The 19,796-nt window shown below is 66.3% G+C and carries 16 protein-coding genes; 6 read left to right on the top strand and 10 right to left on the bottom strand.

Features of this window, described 5'->3' with window-relative positions; genetic code table 11:
* Window positions 1-3: 3 nt before the first annotated feature.
* The 3 genes from CXZ05_RS04540 to CXZ05_RS04530 are packed head-to-tail and all read right to left on the bottom strand — an operon-like array spanning window position 4 to window position 3,228.
* Entirely contained in the window at window positions 4-1,029 is a 1,026-nt protein-coding gene (locus CXZ05_RS04540) for an amidohydrolase family protein (protein ID WP_102971423.1), read from the bottom strand.
* Window positions 1,026-2,237, bottom strand: coding sequence for a 4-oxalomesaconate tautomerase (locus CXZ05_RS04535; protein WP_102971422.1), 1,212 nt, complete (start codon window positions 2,235-2,237; stop codon window positions 1,026-1,028). Before CXZ05_RS04535 ends, CXZ05_RS04540 begins: the two co-directional genes overlap by 4 nt.
* 28 nt (window positions 2,238-2,265) lie before the next feature.
* Window positions 2,266-3,228: a catechol 2,3-dioxygenase gene (locus CXZ05_RS04530; protein ID WP_102971421.1), complete on the bottom strand. Its 963-nt coding sequence runs from the start codon at window positions 3,226-3,228 to the stop codon at window positions 2,266-2,268.
* A 187-nt stretch (window positions 3,229-3,415) separates the two neighbouring features.
* On the opposite strand from CXZ05_RS04530, the gene CXZ05_RS04525 reads away from it, so the two are divergent.
* Both CXZ05_RS04525 and CXZ05_RS04520 read left to right on the top strand, forming a co-directional pair.
* Window positions 3,416-4,075: a GntR family transcriptional regulator gene (locus CXZ05_RS04525; RefSeq protein WP_219726530.1), complete on the top strand. Its 660-nt coding sequence runs from the start codon at window positions 3,416-3,418 to the stop codon at window positions 4,073-4,075.
* 183 nt (window positions 4,076-4,258) lie between these two features.
* Window positions 4,259-5,614, top strand: coding sequence for an aromatic acid/H+ symport family MFS transporter (locus CXZ05_RS04520; protein ID WP_258006440.1), 1,356 nt, complete (start codon window positions 4,259-4,261; stop codon window positions 5,612-5,614).
* A 76-nt stretch (window positions 5,615-5,690) separates the two neighbouring features.
* On the opposite strand, the gene CXZ05_RS04515 is transcribed toward CXZ05_RS04520, so the two are convergent.
* The 5 genes from CXZ05_RS04515 to CXZ05_RS04495 all read right to left on the bottom strand — a co-directional run bounded on the left by CXZ05_RS04515 (window position 5,691) and on the right by CXZ05_RS04495 (window position 10,645).
* A complete protein-coding gene (locus CXZ05_RS04515; protein WP_102971420.1) occupies window positions 5,691-6,407 on the bottom strand; it encodes a DUF624 domain-containing protein in 717 nt (238 codons plus the stop codon).
* Window positions 6,404-7,348: a carbohydrate ABC transporter permease gene (locus CXZ05_RS04510; RefSeq protein WP_219726529.1), complete on the bottom strand. Its 945-nt coding sequence runs from the start codon at window positions 7,346-7,348 to the stop codon at window positions 6,404-6,406. The genes CXZ05_RS04515 and CXZ05_RS04510 overlap by 4 nt, the downstream gene beginning before the upstream one ends.
* Window positions 7,348-8,286 (bottom strand): carbohydrate ABC transporter permease, encoded by a 939-nt coding sequence (locus tag CXZ05_RS04505; RefSeq protein ID WP_102971419.1) that lies wholly within the window; start codon window positions 8,284-8,286, stop codon window positions 7,348-7,350. Before CXZ05_RS04505 ends, CXZ05_RS04510 begins: the two co-directional genes overlap by 1 nt.
* Window positions 8,287-8,288: 2 nt before the next feature.
* Window positions 8,289-9,566, bottom strand: coding sequence for an ABC transporter substrate-binding protein (locus CXZ05_RS04500; RefSeq protein ID WP_102971418.1), 1,278 nt, complete (start codon window positions 9,564-9,566; stop codon window positions 8,289-8,291).
* Window positions 9,567-9,631: 65 nt separating this feature from the next.
* The gene (locus CXZ05_RS04495; protein ID WP_102971417.1) at window positions 9,632-10,645 is read right to left on the bottom strand and encodes a hydroxyacid dehydrogenase; all 1,014 of its coding nucleotides are present in this window, start codon (window positions 10,643-10,645) and stop codon (window positions 9,632-9,634) included.
* A 184-nt stretch (window positions 10,646-10,829) separates the two neighbouring features.
* Here CXZ05_RS04495 and CXZ05_RS04490 point away from each other — a divergent pair, with 184 nt between their 5' ends.
* Genes CXZ05_RS04490 through CXZ05_RS04475 form a run of 4 tightly spaced genes read left to right on the top strand, consistent with a single transcriptional unit; the run spans window position 10,830 to window position 16,701 of the window.
* Window positions 10,830-12,872: a heparinase II/III-family protein gene (locus CXZ05_RS04490; protein ID WP_258006439.1), complete on the top strand. Its 2,043-nt coding sequence runs from the start codon at window positions 10,830-10,832 to the stop codon at window positions 12,870-12,872.
* On the top strand, window positions 12,869-14,020 hold the full coding sequence (locus tag CXZ05_RS04485; RefSeq protein ID WP_102971416.1) for a substrate-binding domain-containing protein: 1,152 nt from the start codon (window positions 12,869-12,871) through the stop codon (window positions 14,018-14,020). The genes CXZ05_RS04490 and CXZ05_RS04485 overlap by 4 nt, the downstream gene beginning before the upstream one ends.
* A complete protein-coding gene (locus CXZ05_RS04480) occupies window positions 14,017-14,769 on the top strand; it encodes a ThuA domain-containing protein (RefSeq protein WP_102971415.1) in 753 nt (250 codons plus the stop codon). The genes CXZ05_RS04485 and CXZ05_RS04480 overlap by 4 nt, the downstream gene beginning before the upstream one ends.
* 9 nt (window positions 14,770-14,778) lie before the next feature.
* Window positions 14,779-16,701 carry a DUF2264 domain-containing protein gene (locus CXZ05_RS04475; protein ID WP_102971414.1) on the top strand — a complete coding sequence of 641 codons (1,923 nt, stop codon included), beginning with the start codon at window positions 14,779-14,781 and terminating at the stop codon, window positions 16,699-16,701.
* An 87-nt stretch (window positions 16,702-16,788) separates the two neighbouring features.
* On the opposite strand, the gene CXZ05_RS04470 is transcribed toward CXZ05_RS04475, so the two are convergent.
* Both CXZ05_RS04470 and CXZ05_RS04465 read right to left on the bottom strand, forming a co-directional pair.
* Window positions 16,789-19,026, bottom strand: coding sequence for a family 43 glycosylhydrolase (locus CXZ05_RS04470; protein WP_102971413.1), 2,238 nt, complete (start codon window positions 19,024-19,026; stop codon window positions 16,789-16,791).
* A 261-nt stretch (window positions 19,027-19,287) separates the two neighbouring features.
* On the bottom strand, window positions 19,288-19,782 hold the full coding sequence (locus tag CXZ05_RS04465; RefSeq protein WP_102971412.1) for a MarR family winged helix-turn-helix transcriptional regulator: 495 nt from the start codon (window positions 19,780-19,782) through the stop codon (window positions 19,288-19,290).
* Window positions 19,783-19,796 lie beyond the last annotated feature (14 nt).

The following is a 19,796-nucleotide window of genomic DNA, read 5'->3' as shown; positions in this document are numbered from 1 at the left end:
GGGTTAGCGGCCCTGCTGTTTGAGCAGTGCGTTGAGGCGGGGGTAGACGGTACGGGTGTTGTGTTCCTGGATGCCTGCGAGGTCGGCCTCGTTGAGTCCGGCGGATTCGATGTAGCGTGCCGTGTCATCGAAGTTGTGGCCGGTGCAGGGGTCGATGTCCCGGACGGCGCCAATCATCTCGGACGCGAACAGGATGTTCCGGGTGGGGATGACGTCCAGGAGAAGCTCGATGCCGGGCTGGTGGTAGACGCAGGTGTCGAAGAAGACGTTGCCCAGCAGGTGTTCCTCCAGGGCTGGCTTCTTCAGGGCCATGGCCAGGCCGCGGAAGCGTCCCCAGTGGTAGGGCACGGCGCCGCCGCCGTGGGGGATGACCAGCTTCAGGCCTGGAAAGTCGGCGAAGAGGTCGCCCTGGATCAGCTGCATGAAGGCGGTGGTGTCGGCGTTCAGGTAGTGCGCGCCGGTGGTGTGGAAGGCCGGGTTGATGCTGGTGCTGACGTGGACCATGCCCGGGATGTCGTATTCCACCATCTTTTCGTAGACGGGGTACCAGGAGTGGTCCGTCAGCGGCGGCGCCGTCCAGTGGCCGCCGGACGGGTCCGGGTTCAGGTTCAGCGCGACGGCACCGTATTCCTCGACGCAGCGGGTGAGCTCGGGAAGGCAGCTGGCGGGGTCGGCGCCGGGGGACTGCGGGAGCATGGCGGCGGGGACGAAGCGTTCGGGGTAGAGCTGGCTGACCCGGTAGCAGAGTTCGTTGCAGATGGCGGCCCACTCGGCGGACGTCTCGAAGCCGCCCACGTGGTGGGCCATGAAGGAAGCCCGCGGCGAGAACACTGTGAGGTCGATGCCGCGCTCATCCATGAGCCGCAACTGGTTCTGCTCGATGCTTTCCCGGAGTTCGTCGTCGGAGATCTTCAGTTCCGAGCGGCGGGGGGCCAGGGACGGGTCCTCGAGGCCGGCAATCTGCCGGTCGCGCCATTCGGTGAGTGCCGGCGGGGCCGTGGTGTAGTGGCCGTGGATATCGATAATCACAGTTCTTGCTCCTTGGGCGCTGATGCCGGGAAAGAGGGGTCCGTAGGGTTCCAAAGGTGTGCCGGGACCATGACGTCCCCGGCCATGATGAGGCGGGCGGTGCGCAGCAGCGCAGACTGGGCCACGCGGGTGGGGTCATTGGGGTCGAGTTCCAGCCTCACGGTGAATTCCCCGCCCGGATGCTCCACGGAAATGGTGCGGGATGCGCCGCCGGAGACAGTGGCGACGGCGGCCGCAACACTGCCGTCGAGGACGCAGGCAGTGGCGGCGGTGACCGCCGCCAGCACGCCGATCGACTCGTGGCAGACGTGCGGGATGAAGCTGCGGGTGCTGACCGCCCCGCCGTGTGCCGGCGGGGAAACCAGGGTCATTTTCGGATAGTTTTTCGAGGCCACGTCGCCCAGGCCCATGATCTCGCCGCAGCTGATCCGGAGGGCCTCGAGCCGGTCCTTGAGCTCCCGGTCCCTGTTCAGCTCGGCAGTGGTTTCCTGGCCGGTGCGGTAGAGGTCGGCCGCGCTGACGATGACCAGGGGCATGCCGTTGTCGATGCAGGTCACGTCCACCGGCCCGAACCCTGGGATGTCCACGGTGTCCCGGACGTTGCCCGTCGGCAGCAGGGAATCGCAGACCGAACCGGCGGTGTCGAGGAAGTTGATTTCGACGGCGGCCGCGGGGCCGGGAACGCCGTCGATCCGCGCGTCCCCGGTGTAACCGACGTACCGGCCCGAGTCATCCACCGGTGTGGGCACGCTGATCTCGGCGACCATGCTGGTGTTCAGGGTGAGGACGCGCGCGGTGGTGATGTCGCCGTCGGGGATCAAAAGGCCCGACTCAATGGCGAACGGCACCACCGCGGCAAGCATGTTGCCGCAGTTGGGGGTGGTGTCCACCGTGTCGCTGAGGGGCTGGAGCTGGGCGAACAGAAATTCCAGGTCGACGCCGGGCCGTTGGCTTCGGGCGACGATCCCGGCCTTGCTGGTGAGCGGATGCGCGCCGCCCAGGCCGTCGATCTGCCGCGGATCCGGCGAGCCCATGGCGGCCAGGAGGATGGCGTCGCGGGCGGCAGGATCCTGCGGCAGATCTTCGGCGCGGAAGAACGGCCCCTTGGATGTTCCTCCCCGCATGTACCAGCACGGAATGGCGAGTTGGCTGCCGGCCCGTCGTGGGCCCGCCGCCAGAGCGGGTGCGGTGAGTGGGTGAAGGGACACGTTGTTCTCCTGTGGGCGGCTAGGCGGGTCAGTGCGCGGGAACGGCGACCGGCGGGGTGCCGTGGGTGTGGAAGGTCTCGATGGTCTTCATGCCCCATGCCTGGCCCTTGGCCCGGTCGGCTTCGGTCCACTCGACGGTCTTCCAGTCCGGGGCCAGGATCATCCGGGCTCCGGAGTTGCAGAACTCGATCCGGTTTCCGCCGGGTTCGTAGACATACAGGAAGAACGTCTGCTGGATGGCGTGCTTGTGCGGGCCGGACTCGATGTGGATGCCGTTCTCCAGGAAGATGTCCGCTGCCTTGAGGATGTCCTCGCGGGTGTCGGTGGCGAAGGCGATGTGGTGGAGCCGGCCGTTGCTGCCGGTCCAGTCTTCGCTGTAGACCAGGTCGTAGGACTTGTTCGTGAAGGTGAACCACTGGGCGCCGAGCTTGCCGCTGTTGAGGCGGATCTGCTCCGTGGCTCGGCCGCCGAGGGCTTCTGCGGCGAAGTTGCCGTTGAGCGTGACGTCCGCGGCCAGGAAGTTCACGTGGTCCAGCCGGCGGGCATTGACGCCGACGCCGGGAAACCGGGAGGCCTGGTTCTTCAGGGCCGGGCGGGCTTCCTCGGTGGGGACGTGCCACTCGGTTTCGTAGTAGATGTCCATCGGATGCCCGTCCGGGTCAGTGAACGCGTATGTCGGGCCAAGGCTCGGCCCGCCGTCGTGCCATCCGATGCCCTGCCCGCTCGCCTCGATCGCCGCCACGCGGCGCTGCAGCGCGGCCTCGCTGGAGGCGCGCAGCGCCACCTTGCCAATGCCCGACGTCGGGGCCGCCGTGAGTTTGATGGTGTGGTGCTCGTAGTCATCCCAGGCGTGGAGGAACACGGAGTCGCCGTCGCGGGCCACCTCCTCCATGGCGAGGAGATCGGTGAAGAACCACAGGCTCTTCTCGAATTCGGGCGTCAGCAGTTCAACGTGGCCCAGGTGCGCCACATCATGAAAGGCGTCGTTCATTAGCTTTCCTTCGTCAGGTCGGGGAGGGGCGTCCGCCGAACGACGCCGTTGCTTCGAGTGAACCAGCTCCTCGAGGGGATTGTCAACAATTTAGTGAACACAATCGTTGGCTGCCGGAATGAACTAACCTAGAGAGAAATTGCTAACAATGCTGCGGCCGGTCAGTGCCGCCGGGAGGTGGCGACACGTGGAGACCCTTGACGGAGCGCCGGGCCGGACTATGACGGCCGCCGAGCTGGCTGATCTGCTGCGCACTGCCATCGTGAATGGCGAGCTAGTACCAAACCAGCGGTTGGTGGAGGCTGATCTTGCTGCCGAGTACGGGGCCAGCAGGGGGAACGTCCGGGTGGCGCTATCGGAGCTGAGTGTCGAGGGCCTGGTGGAGCGCGTTCAGAACCGCGGTGCCAGGGTGCGGGCGGTATCTGTTGACGAGGCAGTGGAAATCACCGAGGTGCGTGCCGCGCTGGAGGCGCTCTGCGCCCGGAAGGCGGCCGAGCGGATCACTGCCGACCAGGCCGCCGAGCTTCAGCAGCTGGCGGAGAGCATGAAGGACGCGGTGGAGCGCGGCGACAGGGAGTCCTACTCCGAGGGCAACCAAACGCTCCATGCGCGACTTATCGAGATCAGCGCCCAGCAGACGGCTGCTGCGACGATCCAACGGCTCCGCGGCCAGGCTGTGCGCTTCCAGTTCCGGCTCGCGCGCCAGCCCGGCCGCCCGGCGGTGTCCCTGCCGCAGCATCTCGCGATTATTGATGCCGTCTGCGCGCATGATCCCGACGCCGCTGCGGAGGCCATGCGGGTGCATCTCGAGAGCGTTGCCGACGTCATCCGGTCCTCCAACCCCTGACCATCCAGTCCCTGCTGCCCTCATTGAGGCCGCTTTCGACCGCACGCGCGGCCGGATGCGGCCTTTTTCTTGCCTGCGCGCCCGCTGGCTGCGATTGCTAACAATTTAGTTGACGTGATTGTTGTCACCGCCTACAGTGGGGACGGCCACAAGGCTTTCCCCTACTTTTTTGAAAGGGCAGCAATGATGCTTCCTGAAGTTCTCACTGACCGGACCCGGTCATCGGCCAGGGTGGCGGCAGCAGTCGTCGCCCTCTGCTGGCTGCTCGTTTTCTTCGACGGCCTGGACCTCTTCGTTTACGGCGCCGCGCTGCCGGACATGCTCGCCGACAAGGCTTTCGGTCTGTCTGCGGCGAAAGCGGGCGACGTCGGCAGTGTCGCCACCTTCGGGATGCTGCTCGGGGCGCTCTCCGCCGGCATGGCTACGGACCGGATCGGCCGCAAGAGGGTTCTCCTGCTCTGCTGCGCGCTCTTCTCCGTCGCCTCAGGTCTTTGCGCCGTCGCTCCGGATGTGACCCTGTTCGGCGCGGCCCGTCTGGTTGCCGGACTGGGGCTGGGCGGGCTGCTGCCGACGGCGATCGCGCTCGTCGCCGAGTACGCGCCAGAAGGTCGCCGGAACCTGCTGATTGGTGTCCTCATGACCGCACACCACGCCGGCGGTATCGCTGCTTCAACGCTCGGGATCTGGCTGCTCGAGGACTTCGGCTGGCGGACGGTGTTCCTCATCGGCGTGGTTCCGCTGTTCGTCGCGGTCCCGCTCGTGGCGCGCTTCATGCCCGAATCGATGGCCTTCCTGATGGCCAAGGGCCGCACCGCAGCAGCCGAGCGCCTCTCGCAACGGTATGGACTCGCGATTCCTGCTGCCGGGGAGGCCGCTGCCGCCTCCGACCGGAAGGCTGCCCTGGCCCAGCTCTTCAGCCGCGACCGCTGGCGGATCAACACGCTGTTCTGGTTGACCTCCTTCGCCGGACTGCTGCTGGTCTACGGCGTGAGCACGTGGCTGCCTGCGCTGATGCGGTCGGAAGGTTACAACCTCGGCTCCGCGCTGGCCTTCCTGCTGGTGATCAACGGCGGCGGCATCGCGGGCATGTTCATTGCCGGTCGGATCGCCGACAGGTTCGGCCCGGTGCGCGTGGCGATCATCTGGTTCGCCCTGACCGCGGCCGCCGTCTACTCCCTCGGGGCGCATCTGCCCCTGATTGCCACGTATGTCCTGGTGTTCGCGGCCGGGGTGTTCCTGTTCAGCGCGCAGACCATGGTGTACGCAGCCGTCGCCCACGTCTACCCCACAGCGAGCCGCGCCACAGCCATCGGCTGGACCACGGGAATCGGGCGCTTCGGGGCGGTCTTCGGCCCGTGGATGGGCGGACAGCTGTTCGCTGCCGGCAACCAGGGTTGGGGTTTCGGCATCTTTGCCCTGGCCGCGCTGGTGGCCACCGGAACGCTGCTGGTCTTGAAGCTGGTACTGGCGCGCACTGGGTCATCGTCGGTGACGGAGGCCGACGGCGTCAGCGAGCCGGAGTCCCTGAACGCCGGCTAGGCGTTGCTGCCGAGTTTTTGTCCAGATAATGCACGCTGCAGGGGTGTCAGGGGCCATTATCTGGACAAAAACTCCGCTAGAGGGGGTTGTTCGGGTCCTCATGCCTCAGCGCCGCGGAGTATGCCCAGGACGTGTTGCTCCAAATAATGAAGAGAAGGGGTGCAGGCGCCAGGGCCACACCCAGCACGGGCTGGACGAGTACTGCCCCGAGAATGATTGCGGTCAGGGCAAGTAGTGCCAGGCTGAGGTACCAGCTCCGTACGCAGATGTAGACGGCGGCTTTCGCAAGGCTCTTGAGCCGCGCCCCCGGCAGGAGCACCAGACCGGCCGTGACGGTCACCGTGATGCACACCGCCGCGGCGGCCGCGATGACGATGAGCGGCACCAGGACGGCTGCCGCAGGCATGAATTGCACGATGGTCAGGTCCAGAAAGAGGAACATGAGCACCGCCGTCGCGCCCAGCCCAAGCGGCGCCGTGCGGCGGAAGGAACGCTTATAGCCACGGAGGAACGCCGATACCGGCTTCACTGCCGTGCCGTCGGCACCAAGAGCCTGAAAAGCGCTGAATGCTCCGGCGAGGGACGGGACGATGGTGAGGGACAGTGCCAGGAAGAACGGCCAGGCGGCGAGCGGGTCCTCGACCAGCGCCAGCACCACCAGCAGCGGGGCGTTGGCCGCCGCCAGCAGGAAGTTGCCTGCCAGGAACGTGTAGACGAAGCCGAAGACGGTCCCGAAGGTCTCGAATCCCGGTCCGGTCCACCTGCGCCGCAGCGGCTCCCGCACCGAAGTCATCCCTTCATTCCGCTCGTCGCGATGCCCTGGATGAAGTAGCGCTGGCCGAGGAGGAAGATGATGAGGATGGGCACCACCGAGATGACGGAGCCGGTCATGATCATGGCGTACTCGGCGTCGAACTGGCCGACGAAGGAGCGCAGGCCCAGCTGGACCGTCCAGAGGCGGTTGCTGGTGAGGTAGATGAACGGGCCCATGTAGTCGTTCCACGTGTTGACGAAGGTCAGCAGTGCCAGGCTGGCCAGGGCCGGCTTGGACAGCGGCAGGATTATCCGCGCCCAGATGCCGTACTCACTGAGTCCGTCGATCCGGGCCGCCTCGCAGAGCTCATCGGGGATGGTCATGTAGTACTGGCGCATCAGGAACACGCCGAAGGCACCGAATGCCTGGAGCAGGATGAGGGCGTTGAAGCTGTTGGTCAGGCCGAGCTGCTGCATCATGATGTACTGCGGCACCATGTAGGCCTGCCACGGCACGGCGATGGTGCCGATGTAGCCCAGGAACAGCACATCGCGGCCGGGGAACCGGACCTTGGAAAAGCCGTATGCGGCCAGGGACCCGGTGAGGACCTGCAGGACTGTGATGATCACGGACAGGTACAGCGAATTCTGCAGGTAGCCCAGCATGGGGATCCGGGACCAGATGTCCGTGTAGTTGCTCCAGACGAATTCCGTGGGGATCCACTGAATGGGAACCGTGAGTACCTGGTTGTTCTCTTTCAGTGAGGAGGAGAGCATCCAGATGAACGGCACCATCAGCGCCGCCACCAGCACGACGAGGACGCCGTAGATAAGCACGTTGGTGGTCCTGGCCTTCTGTTCCCGCGTGGAGCGGTTCGAGCGACTCGGGCGGTTCGGCAAGCGGCGGCCCTCCGGCGCGGCCTCCAGGTTGGTGCCCACGGATCGTGCCTCGGCTTTGAGGTCTTCTGCCATGTTGGTCATCAGCGTTCCCTCCGCTGTTGGATCTTGAACTGCAGGACGGTGACCGTCAGGACGATGAGGAACAGGACCAGCGAGATCGCCGACGAGTAGCCGAACTTCCCTTCGCCGATGCCCTCCTGGTAGATGAGCTGGGACAGGACCGTGGTGGACCGGCCGGGACCGCCGTTGGTCATGACGACGATGAGGTCGAACACCTTGAAACTGGAGACCGTCAGCATGACCACCACGAAGAAGGTGGTGGGCCGCAGCGACGGCAGCGTGACGTTCCAGAAGCGCTGCCAGGCGCTGGCACCGTCCACTTCGGCCGCTTCATAGAGTTCGGTGGGAATGGCCTGCAGACCGGCCAGGTACAGGACCATGTAGTACCCCATGTCCCGCCAGACGCTGGTGATGATGACGGCGGGAAGGGCCCAATCGGAGCTGGACGTCCACCCGGGCGCTTCTGCGATGCCGATCCCGTGCAGGAACTGGTTGACGGGGCCGCTGTCCGGGCTGAAGAGCATGTTCCAGACGACGGCGACCGCCACCAGGGACGTGATGTACGGGAAGAAGATGGCTACGCGGAAGAAGCCGATGCCCTTGAGCTTGCGGTTCAGCAGCATCGCCAGGACGAGGGCGAGGGCCATGGTGAGGGGCACGTGGCCGAGTGCGTAGACCACGGTGTTGCGCAGGGCTACCCAGAACGAGTCACTGGCAATCATTCGCTCGAAGTTCTTCAGCCCCACCCACTTGGGGGCGCTGAAGGACGTCCATTCCATGAAGGAAAGTGCGAAGGCGGCGAGGACGGGGATGAGGGTGAAGGCCAGGAAGCCCAGGAAGTTCGGCAGGATGAACGTCCAGCCGATCAGCGCGTTGCGCCTGGCCTGCTTCCTGTTGCCCCGGCTGTGCGGTGCAGTCCGTTCCGGGACAGGAGCCTGGGTGATTGTTTGTGTCGTCATGATTACTTCAGGACTTCGTCCTTGACGCGCTTGCCCATTTCGGCGATGCCGTCAGTCACGGAGCGCTCGCCGACCATGACGAGGTCGTGCTCCTGGTTGAGGATCTTGTCCGTGGCTGCCGACTTGTCGCTCACCGGCATTTCGAGGGCTGTCTCATCCGGGGTGAAGGCCTTCTTGGAGAGAGCGTCTGTGGGCAGTCCGTCCAGCTTGAAGTACTCGGCCGTGACTGCATCATTCTGCAGGGCGGGAACAACACCGATCTTCGAGATGGTCTTGGCGCCCTCCTCGCCGGCTGCCCACTCGATGAACTTCTTGGCTTCCTCGGAGTGTGCCGCGTTCTTGTTGACAGCGAACGCGGTGGGGGAGCCGAACGTGCTGACCTTGCCGCTAGAGTCCTTCTGCGGCAGCGGTGCCAGACCCCAGTTGACGTTGGTCTTGCCGTCCTTCTTGGCCTGCAGGATGCCGGCGATGTACCAGGTGCCCATGGGCATCATGGCGGCCTGGCCCGTTTCGAACATGGTGCGGTAACTGGTTTTCTGGCTTTTCGCCGTACCGAAGTCCAGCGTCGCGCCGCTCTTCTGCAGGTCCAGGGCGGTGTTGTACTGGTCCTCGAAGAAACCGTACTCGCCGCTGATCTGGTCGCCGCCGTTCTGCGCAGCTGCGATGGCCTGGACTACGGAACGCCAGATGTGGTGGTAGGTGCCGTATACCTTCTTGCCGTCGGCCGTGCTGGTGAGCTTTTTAGCGATCTCCGAGTACTTCTCCCATGTCAGGTCCTTGGGATCGTCGATTCCCGCCGCCTTGAACAGGTCCTTGTTGTAGTACAGCAGCCAGAAGTCCTGCCGGTATGGTGCGGCAAAGTACTTGCCGTTCATGTCGAAGGCGTCCAGGCTGGCCAGGTTGTCCTTGCCCACCGAGTCCACCACGCTGTTGATCTCCTGCAGCTGGCCGTTGTTGGCGTACCGGGCGTAGTCGATGACGTTCTTCATGGTGAGGACATCGGTGGTGTCGCCACCGGCGAGCATGGTGGTGACCTTCTGCGGGTAATCGTCGGCCAGAATATCCACAGGTTCGATGTCGACGTTCGGGTTGGCTGCTTCGTAGCCGTCAAACAGTGCCTTGAACTCGGGAGTTCCCTCATAGTTCCAGACGGACACCGTGAGCTTGGTCTTGCCGTTCTGGTTGCCTGTTTCCGCGGGGCCGGCGGCGCCTGCGCAGCCTGTCAGTCCCAGTCCGGCGGTAACGGCGAGGGCGATCGCCGCGAGGGTAGTGCGCTTCATTGCGGTTCTCCTAGTTAGGGGATAAGTCCGCCGCTGCCGCGGCGAGGATTTTCGGGTGGATAAAGTCAGGCGCTCAGTCCGAGGTCTTCGGGTACTACCTCCGCCACCAGGGCCTGGCCGGTGAGGTAGCGTTCGAGATCGTCCAGTGCGGCGTCCGACATCCTGCGGGTCTCTGTTCCCAACGATCCCGCGATGTGCGGGGTGAGGACAACATTGGGCAGGTCATACAGTACCGATCCGGCGGGCAGGGGCTCGGGTTCGGTGACATCGAGGATGGCGTGCAGGCGCCCGGTGGCGCATGCTGCCTCCAGTGCGGCGGTGTCCACCAGCGAGCCCCGTGCGGTATTGATCAGCGTGGCGTGGTCCTGCATGGCCGCCAGCTCCCGGGTGCTGATCATGTTCCGTGTCGCCGGCAGGGCCGGCGCGTGGACCGTGACGACGTCGGACACCGGCAGCAGCTCATCCAGGCTCACCAGCTGGCCGCCCGCGGCCGCCACTTCAAACGGGTCCGCATGGGGGTCGGATACCAGGCAGGTGACATCCTGCAGCTGCTGCACCAGCTGCACCACGCGCCGGCCGATGCGGGAAAAGCCGATGACCCCGACAGTGCGGCCAATGTTGCCGAGTTCGCCGCGGGAAGTTGAGTAGGCCCAGTCCTCGCGGGCGACGCGGGCATCGTTGGCGAGGAACTGCGCCTTCTTTCCCGCCAGCACAATGGACGCGAAGGTGAACTCGGCGACCGGGATGGCGTTGGCGTCGGCGCCGTTGGTCACCAGGATCCCACGGTCCCACAGTTCGTCAGTGACAAAGCTGCGCACCGTCCCGGCGCAGTGAAACACGGCACCGAGCCGCGGCATGCGCCGGAGCCTTTCGGCATTCAGCCGGGGCACACCCCAGCTGGTGAGCAGTATTTCCACTTCGGACAGCTGCGCGTCGAGTTCCGGCGCGTCCAGGCTGTCGGTCCAGAGCTGTCCGTCGAAGTCCACCAGGCGGGCAAGGCGCTCCAGCCGCGAGGCATCGAACTGGTCCGCCATGGTTCCGCTGTTCATGACCAGCAGTGCCTTGGGCTTGCGCGTCATCAGGGGTTCTCCCTTCCTTTTCTCGTTGCCAAAGGCCGGCTTCGGGGCCGTTCTTTATGGCTTGCATCACGTTCGGTATTCATTAGATACTCGTGAAAATAGGAATTCAATCAGCTAGAACAAGCTTGATCCGAAACATTCAGATTCGAACATTCCAGGTTGAAACGCCCACGGAGGAGCAGCCATGTCAGCAGGGCCGGAACACGAGGTGTCAGTTGCCGGCGAAGGGGCGTCGGGCGTGCCTCTGCCAAGTGCCACGCCCGGGGCGCTGCCCGTCCCACCGCTCGCCCAGGCATGGGGTGCCGCGGCCGCCGTCGATTCACTGTTTCAGACACTCGACGGCGCCAGGGACCGCCTGACCATCCGGCCGTCCTCAGAACACGCGACGTGGCGGGCCATCCCGGACGAAGCGGTGGCGGCTCTTGCGGAGCAGGCGTCAGCGGAGCGCCGCATGCCCTGGCCGCAGCCCCTTGTCTCCCACTACGCGCGGTACTTCCGCGACGGCAACCGGACGGACTATGAGGGGCTGGTGGCAGCCCGGCAGCAGCGCCTGACCAGGGCCGTCGTCATGGCTGCCCTGGCCCAACGGGTACCGGCCGAACGGGATCGTGTTGCGTGGCTGGATGAAGTCATCGACGGCGCCTACCTCCTGTGCGAGCAGAGCTCCTGGAGCTGGGCGGCGCACGACGACGTCAGGGACCGCAACGGGCACGTGGTGCCGGACCGCGGAATGCCCTTCCTGGACCTGGGCGCCGGTGAAGTGGCTGCCCAGCTCGCCTGGCTGGACCTGGTGCTGGGCGATGCCCTGGATGGGCGGGCCCCCGGCCTGCGCAAACGCATCAGGGAGGAAGTGCTGGAACGGGTGGCGAGGCCGTTCCAGGACAGGATGGACTGGCACTGGCTGGGCCTCGACGGGGACGTGCACAACTGGAATCCCTGGATCCACTCCAACATCCTGACCGCGGCCATCATCCTGATCCAGGAGCCGGAACTGCAGGCATCCACAGTGGCGCGCTGCATCGAGGGCCTGGACCGCTTCCTGGCGTCCGTGCCCGCGGACGGAGCCATAGACGAGGGCTTCGCCTACTGGTGGAACGGTGCCGGGCGGGCACTGGAGGCGCTGGCACTCCTCGAGGAAGCCACTGGCGGCGCGCTGAACGCTGACATCCCCGTCATCCGCGGGCTCGTAGCCTTCCCGCACCGCATGCACTTGGGGCACCACTGGTTCCTCAACGTTGCCGATGGCCCGGCTAAGGCTCCCCGCAACCTCCCCTGGGACATGCTCGGCTGCTGGGCAGACCGGCTGGGCGATGCAGATGCGGCCAGCCACGCCCGTGCCTTTGAAACGGGGCAGCCGGACGCGGCCTCGGGACTGGGCCGGGTGCTTCACTCCCTGTTCCGCCTCGCCACCGGCCCCGCTGTTGCGGAAAGCGCGGCAACTGCCAAAAGCGCCGCCGCGGCACCGCCCCTGGGCGGATTCAGCTACCTCGATTCCGTGCAGATCATGGTGGCCAGGGAAGCGCCGGGCACCGCCTCCGGGCTGACCCTTGCCGCGAAGGGCGGCCACAACGGCGAACACCACAATCACCGCGACGTCGGTTCCGTCGTCGTCGCCCTCGACGGCGTTCCCCTCCTGGTCGACGCCGGCCAGCCCACCTACACTGCCGAAACGTTCGGCCCCAACCGCTACTCGATCCGGGCCATGCAAAGCTCATGGCACAGTGTTCCCGCTCCCTTCGGCCTGGAGCAGGGGACCGGGGCGGAATTCAGTGCCAGCGTCCTGCGGCGCCCCACCGCCGCGGAGCCCCGATTCGTGCTGGGCCTCGGGGAGGCGTACGGCATCGGTCCTGCCACGGACTGGATCCGTTCGGCCGAGCTGGACCGGCAGGGATCGCGCGCGGTGATCGGGGACCGGTGGTCCCTCGCCGAGCCGCCCGGGGCGGGAACGCCCGACGTCGTCATCCACTACCTTCTGGCCGGAACCGTGAACCTGGGGCCGCCGGGCACGGCGACCGTTTCGCCGGGGATCCCGGACGACCGGAATGGGCGGGACGCAAAGCTGACCTGGGACCCGGCGTCGGCCGCACTTGAAGTGAACGAATGGAACCTGGACGATCCCCTGCTGTCCAACGTCTGGGGCGCCAGCCTCACCCGGCTGCGGTTCAGCATGCCGGCCGGATCCCGCGCCGCAGGCGCATTCACCCTTACCGTGGAGGCAACACCATGAGCCCGGAGCAGACCCCCGAAGCCAGCGGCAAGTCACTCTTCTCCCTTCAGCGGCGCGAACGGCTCATGGAGGAACTGCGTGCGCACGGCGCCATCACCGTCCGCGACGTTGCCGCCAGGCTGGGCGTCAGCGAACTTACGATCCGCCGCGACGTGAACATTCTCGCCGACGAAGGGCTCCTCTCCCGGGTCCACGGCGGCGCCACGCTGCCCAGTCCGCTCGACCGCACAGCCGCCGGGACGCGCCAGCATGCCAACCGGCACTGCATTGGCATGGTGGTGCCTTCCCTGGACTACTACTGGCCGCAGGTCATCAGCGGCGCCCGCGAGGCGGCGGACGAACAGCAGGTCCGGATCGCGGTGCGGGGCTCCACCTACGACGCCGCCGACAACCGCCGGCAGGTCCAGGCCCTGCTGGACACACAAAACATCGACGGCCTGATCGTCGCCCCGAACATGACCGGGCCGGCCGGCCAGGAGCTGCTGCGGTGGCTCAATTCGCTGCCCATTCCCGTGGTTCTCGCTGAGCGGCGCTCGCCGGCGGAAATACCCGCCCACCGCCTCGAATGGGTGGCAACCGACCACGCGTTCGGCGCGGGCATGGCCGTCCGCCACCTGTGGCAGGAGGGCCACCGGAAGATCGGCTGCATGACGGATTCGGCCAGCCCCACCAGTTCGCATGTGGTGCGTGGCTGGGAGCAGGCCATGTCGGCCCTGAAAATTCCTGTCAACGCCTCCGTCAGCGAGGATTCGGCGGGCATTCTGGGCGCCGACCGGGGTGAGCACTTTGACCGGATTCTGCAGTTGTGCCACGAGACCCAGACCACCGCGATGCTGGTCCACTCCGACACGCAGGCCGTTGCCTTTGTGCAGCACTGCGTGGACCGGGGCATCGACGTGCCCGGGAGCATGGCCGTGGTCGGGTACGACGACGAAGTGGCGTACCTCGCCGAGCCCGCGATCTCCGCCGTTCGCCCGCCCAAGCGGTACGTGGGGCGCGTCGCCGTGCAGCTTGTCTCGGCGCGGCTCTCCGAGGGGCGGAACCGGCCCGTGCACCGGATCGAACTGAACCCGGACCTCATCGTGCGCGAATCCTCCGTGGGCGGTCCCCGCGCGGCGGCCGACTACGCCATGGAGGACTCGCTGTGACCCGATCCGGCGGCCGACCCACGGCACTGCTGCTCACGGGGGTCGGGCGCTACGCGGACCCATGGCACCCTTTTCCGGAAACGACGGCCGCCCTGGCAGGGCTCCTGGCCGATGCCGGCATCGCAGTCGAGGTGGCCAACGACGTCGATGCAGCCCTGGCCCGGCTGGACCCTGCTGATCTGTGGCCGGATCTGCTCGCGGTCAACGTGGGCCTGCCCCGGGATGGCAGGCCGTCCCCCGGAACGGTGGGGGCAATGCGCGGGCTGGAGCGTTGGATCGAGGCGGGACTGCCCCTTCTGGCCTGCCATGTGAGCTCCACGAGCTTCGTGGACTCCCAGGCCTGGGAGGAGGCGCTCGGCGGCCGCTGGGTCCGCGGCACCTCCATGCATCCGGAATACGGGCCAGCCAAGATTCTCGTGCAGGGCTGTTCCGGGCCGCTCGCCGGCGGAATCCCGGACTTTGAGGTGCAGGACGAACGCTACAGCTGGCTGCGAACCAGCCCGGATGTCAAGGTCCACGCCATGCACCGGCACGAGGGAACCCTCCACCCCCTCCTCTGGTCCCGCACGCGCGGCGGGGCGCGAAGTTTTTACGACGCCCTCGGCCACGACGCCGCGTCCTTCGAAGCACCCGAGCATCTGGAAATGCTGCGGCGCGCCATTGCCTGGCTTGTCCCGGACGCCGGAATGCAGGTGGCGGAGTACCGCAACACGGCTGCCCGGCCAACCCAGACCCCTCCAACCCGTTAGGACCCGATGATGCCTCCCAGCACCTTGCTGCTGCCTGCCCCGGACATGCAGCTCTCGCCCTATACCGGGCTCACCCGCGCCCACTGGTGCAGCTATGCCGATTTCCTGCTGCGCTCCGCCCACCGCTACGCCACGGATAACCATGCCAACATTCATCTTCCCGGCGCCGGCAGTGCTTACGGGCCGCGCAGCGATTCGTTGGAGGCCTTCGCCCGCACCTTTCTGATGGCCTCCTTCCGGATGGCGGGCGACCCGGAGAATACGGGTTGGCTCGCCGACTGGTACGCCCGGGGGCTGGATGCCGGCACCAATCCCGCCTCGCAGGACCGGTGGCCTACTCCCGGAGAGCTGGGGCAGGCCAAGGTGGAAGCCGCCTCGCTCGCGGTGGGCCTTGCCCTCACGCGGGAGATCTTATGGGACAAGCTTCCGCAGCGGGTCCAGGAACAGCTGGTGGCCTGGTTCGAAACCGTGATCGGCGAGGAGTACCCGCCCATCAACTGGGTCTGGTTCCAGATCGTGGTGGAAACGTTCCTGGCCAGCGTGGGAGGTCGTTATTCCAACGAGGACATCGACGCCGGTCTGGCCATCCACGATTCCCTGTACCGGGGGCACGGATGGTTCGCGGACGGCCCCGAGCGGGCATACGACCACTACGTGGGCTGGGCCTTCCACGTGTACCCGCAGTTGTGGGCGCTGATGGCACCGGAGGACCCGAGGGTGCGTGCCCGCCGGGCGCTCGACGGTGCACGCCTTGCAGACTATCTGGACGATGCCGTGTACCTGGTGGGCGCCAACGGATCACCCCTCATCCAGGGGCGCAGCCTGATTTACCGGTTCGCCGCCGCAGCTCCGTTCTGGGTCGGGGAACTGTCCGGCCACACCAGGCTCAACCCCGGGGTCAGCCGCCGCGCAGCCTCGGGGATGCTTGACCATTTTGCCGGCCACGGCGCGATCACCGACGACGGCCTCCTGTCCATCGGCTGGCACGGCGAATTCGCCGGCATGAAGCAGTCCTACTCCGGCGGCGGTTCCCCCTACTGGGCCTCGAAGGGAATGCTGGGGCTTGCCCTGCCCGCCGACCATCGGGTCTGGACGGCCGCAGAGGAACCCCTGCCTGTTGAAGTTGGCGATACCAGGAAGCTGATTCCGGTGCCGGGTTGGCAGATGGACGGCACCGTGGCCGACGGCGTGGTCCGGATCCGCAACCACGGCACCGACCACGCCAACGAGGGGGCCACGGTCACGGACTCCCCGCTGTATGCCCGGCTTGGTTACTCGACCCACACCTTCCCGGACCTTGAATCCGAATCCCTGGACAACGCCGTCGTTCTGGTTGATGCGGAAGGCCGGCGCACGCACCGCACCGGTTTCCGTACCCTGGCGCAGAGCGACGCCGGGGGAGTGCTCATCGGCGCCTCCAAGGGTGCCTCGCACTGGATCACAGTGGGTGCCGACACCGGCCCCGACCACGGCAGCGGGATGGGCGGTGACGCAGCGCCCGGGCCGGAGATCACCGTGGTTTCCGTGACACGCGGACCGGTGGAGCTCCGGCTGGTCCGTGTGCGCGGCGCGGCGGCGGGTGGCACGGCGCGGCTGCGGATTGGCGGCTGGCCGGTCGACGCCGGGACCTCCCTAGTCAGCTGGGTGCGCGCCCTGCCGGGCTGGGGAGGCGCGCTCCACGACGCAGGGACTCTGGCGCGCGACGAGCCGCACCCGCTCGGGCAGCGGTTCAGCATTCCGTGGGTGGGCACCGCCGGCCCGGCCGACGACGGCGACTATGCGGCCGTCGTCGGCCTGGGCGGTGCGGGGACAACGGAGGCAATGAGCGGTGTCCGCTACGTGCCGGGAAGCGGGGGCGAGGACTCCGGCCGCTTCGAATTCGCTGACGGGACGTCGGTGGCGGTAGCGACCATCTGGCGCATCGCCGGCTGAACCGGCCCCCACCAAGCACGAACGGACACTCAAGCCCCTGTTTCCAGGGACTCGAATGTCCGTTCGCGCTTTCAACGGCGCGCAGACTCAGCCGTCCGCGGGCAACCCGTAGACGGAGACTTCATGCAGGCCGCGTTCCCACGTGGCCCGCTGGTTGTGCACCACGTCCCAGACGTCATGGACGTCCACCTTGACGTACCGGTAGGTGCCGGACAGAGGATGGCTCTTGAAACCGACCAGGTTGTTCTGCCGGTTGTCCGCGGCCTCCGTCCACGTCACGCCGTCGTTGCTGACAGAGACGGAGTAACGGTGTGCCGCGTCTGATCCGCCCACAGTCCGGGCGGAGATGTCAATCCGGTGCAGCTCGTACGGCTTCTCGAGGTCCACAGTCCACGAGAACGGCACCTTGTCGCTCTTGTAGAACTCGGAGGTGCTGTCCCAGGGATCGAGGTCGTACGAGACGCCGTCGTTGGCCGTCTCCGGGCCGTACCGCTGCGTGGCGGTCTGGGGCTCGGCTGTCACCCCGCTGGCGGTTACCGGCTTGCCAAGGGAGAGAAGCCGCGTATTTGGCTCCTTAACCTTGCCCGCCCTGACGTTGATGTCCAGTTCCGGCACGTAGGACAGGCTCATCTGGCCGTTCTCGATCTCCAGCGGGAGCCACACGTAGTTTGACTGGACCAGGGCGTGCGGATACCAGCGGTCGCCCAGGTAGACGTACTCGTGCTTGCCGTTTTTTCCGACGTCGATGATCTGGGTCGGCTGGCTGTGGAAGGTGGTGTTGTCTCCCACCGGCTTCTGTTCCTCCCACTTGCTGGGGTCCGAGATGTCCGTCGTGCGCGTGTACATGGCCTGGTTCGGATACCAGCCTGACTGCTTGGACGTGATCATGTACGTGTAGCCGCCCTCGCGGATCAGCGCCGGCGCCTCCCGCGCCTGGCCCACGAACATCGGGTACTGCGTCGACGGTACGACGTCAGTGTAGTCATCGCTCAGCTGCCAGACCCGAAGATAGATGTGGTCCTGCGCGGTGACGAGGTAGGCCTTTCCAGTCACCGGGTCCTGGTAGAGCGTGTAGTCACGGGACCCGAAACCCATATTTTCGCCCTGCAGGAGCGGATCTGGGTCCTTGCCATCTTGCGTGTAGTGGATGGCGGTGCCGCTGCTAGTGGCGTAGAGCCTGACCTGGCTGATGGCGTCCGGGTAGCTGCCGCCAGGAACGGAGATCACGGGCGGATGAACCGGAACCTCCTCGCCCGGCGCGGCAAGGCGGTAACTCGCCGTGGTCACGGGACTCGTCTGGCTGTCGCGGACAGCGACGGCCTTCACCGTCTTGGCTGCGTCCAGGCGGATCGGCGTGCCGGAGGTGTAGGTGGCCGAAGCTGCCGGGTCCGGTTCGGAGCCGTCCGTGGTGTAGTAGACGGTGGAGTCCGGTGCGGAGGTGATGAAGGCGTTGTCCAGGCCGTTGGGATTTACGACGACGGCGCCTGTGCCGCTGGACTGGGCGGGCCCCATCACGGGAGCCTTTAGATCCGCTGCCGGGCTGGCTCCGATGTTGTACTCGGCAGTTGCCACCGGCGACTGCCGCTCCGTGGGGTAGCCGTCCTTCATGACCACTGAAGTAGCCTTCAGTGTGGTGTCGAACGTGAGTTCGGACAGGTTCTTTACCGCCGCTCCGGAGCCCACTGTCGCCGGGTAATCGGCCTTGGCTGGCTGGCCGTTGGGCTGTGTTTCGCCGACCACGGCGCCTACGCCCTCAGCATTCCCAGCTCCTGGGCGGAAGTGGCCCTTTGCGGTAACGGTGTACGGTCCCTCGATCTTGTCCGCGGTGGCGACGACCACTTCCGAGGCCGCGTAGCCGTCGAACATCTCGTAGTGGCCCCAGAGCACGAACTTCTTTGTGGCCTCGTTGTATAGCAGCTTGGGCCGTTCCACCTTGCAGTGCGCCAGTACTTTGTTTCCGTTGGCGTCCAGTGTTTCCGGACTCAAGGCGGCGCCCACGTACTCCCAGTTTTCCAGGTCCGTGGACTTGTACATGCTGACGCCCTTGAACGTTGCACGGTTGTGCGATTTGTCCTCCCCGACCCAGTAGAAGACACCTTCGTGCTTGAGCGTGAACCCGCCGTGCGCATGGATGGGATTGCCGTCCGTGTCCAGGTACGGCTGCCCGTTCGGGATGGCTGAATATGTGTTTGTGTCCTGCACCGTTGCCGGGGCGACGGCGGCTTTGGCGACGGCCGGCGCGATGCCGGAAGCGGCCGCTCCGGCCAGGAACGCTGCGGCGGTGGCAAGGCAGACTGCCCGCCCAATGGTTCTGCGTCTTTGCATGGTTCTCCTTTGATCGACCTGTCCCCCAAGGCCGACTTCCTGATACTGGGCACGCGGGAGCCCGCGCCGTAGGAAGCGGCCCGCAGGGGAGTTGAGGCGCCAATCATGCCCCCGAAAGGGGACGCTTGAGGTTTGGCGCCTCAAGCCAGATTCTTAGGAAACGTCCCGCACGGCAACAATATGGGCCTGCTTGATCGGGCTTGATCAGGGTCGAACGCGCGCCCGCAACTGTCCGTTCGCGCTGACGGGGGACTGCTCCGCCTAGGCCGTGGCTTCGTCGTCCACGTTGGGCTCAGCCTGCAGGGTGTGATCGATCTGGGCGGATTCGATGAGCTGCGTCATGGCAACGTGGATGTCCTCCGCCTGGGCGCGGGTGAGGCCGAGCTTGGCCAGCATGGTGCCGGGCACGCCCATCGCCTTATCGCGGAGCGCGGTCCCTTCGGGGGTCAGACCGACTGCAAGGGAGCGTTCATCCCCGGGAACGCGGCGGCGGGTGACATATCCCAGGGCTTCGAGCCGCTTGAGCAGGGGAGACAGGGTGGCCGGGACCAGGAGGAGGGCGTCGCTGATTTCCTTGACGGAACGCGGGCTCTTCTCCCACAGCGCCAGCATCACCAGGTACTGCGGGTGGGTCAGGTTGAGCTCCTGCAGCACGGGCCGGTAGGCGCCGATGACGGTGCGCGAGGCGACAGCGAGGGCGAAGCAGAGCTGCCGCTCGAGCAGGAGGTCAGCGTCGCTCCCTGGAGGGGAAGTCATGAAGCCATGATAGC

The organism is Arthrobacter sp. AFG20, assembly GCF_002892795.1.
GTDB lineage: Bacteria > Actinomycetota > Actinomycetes > Actinomycetales > Micrococcaceae > Arthrobacter.
Note: the sequence above shows the minus strand (reverse complement) of the source record. Positions and strands in the feature narration are given on the sequence as shown.

What these genes read in the sequence shown, in the direction of transcription:
- CXZ05_RS04470 (WP_102971413.1), bottom strand. Translation starts at nt 19,026, where the DNA reads ATGCAAAGACGCAGAACCATTGGGCGGGCAGTCTGCCTTGCCACCGCC.
- CXZ05_RS04530 (WP_102971421.1), bottom strand. Translation starts at nt 3,228, where the DNA reads ATGAACGACGCCTTTCATGATGTGGCGCACCTGGGCCACGTTGAACTG.
- CXZ05_RS04475 (WP_102971414.1), top strand. Translation starts at nt 14,779, where the DNA reads ATGCCTCCCAGCACCTTGCTGCTGCCTGCCCCGGACATGCAGCTCTCG.
- CXZ05_RS04490 (WP_258006439.1), top strand. Translation starts at nt 10,830, where the DNA reads ATGTCAGCAGGGCCGGAACACGAGGTGTCAGTTGCCGGCGAAGGGGCG.
- CXZ05_RS04495 (WP_102971417.1), bottom strand. Translation starts at nt 10,645, where the DNA reads ATGACGCGCAAGCCCAAGGCACTGCTGGTCATGAACAGCGGAACCATG.
- CXZ05_RS04465 (WP_102971412.1), bottom strand. Translation starts at nt 19,782, where the DNA reads ATGACTTCCCCTCCAGGGAGCGACGCTGACCTCCTGCTCGAGCGGCAG.
- CXZ05_RS04485 (WP_102971416.1), top strand. Translation starts at nt 12,869, where the DNA reads ATGAGCCCGGAGCAGACCCCCGAAGCCAGCGGCAAGTCACTCTTCTCC.
- CXZ05_RS04515 (WP_102971420.1), bottom strand. Translation starts at nt 6,407, where the DNA reads ATGACTTCGGTGCGGGAGCCGCTGCGGCGCAGGTGGACCGGACCGGGA.
- CXZ05_RS04500 (WP_102971418.1), bottom strand. Translation starts at nt 9,566, where the DNA reads ATGAAGCGCACTACCCTCGCGGCGATCGCCCTCGCCGTTACCGCCGGA.
- CXZ05_RS04520 (WP_258006440.1), top strand. Translation starts at nt 4,259, where the DNA reads ATGATGCTTCCTGAAGTTCTCACTGACCGGACCCGGTCATCGGCCAGG.
- CXZ05_RS04505 (WP_102971419.1), bottom strand. Translation starts at nt 8,286, where the DNA reads ATGACGACACAAACAATCACCCAGGCTCCTGTCCCGGAACGGACTGCA.
- CXZ05_RS04510 (WP_219726529.1), bottom strand. Translation starts at nt 7,348, where the DNA reads ATGACCAACATGGCAGAAGACCTCAAAGCCGAGGCACGATCCGTGGGC.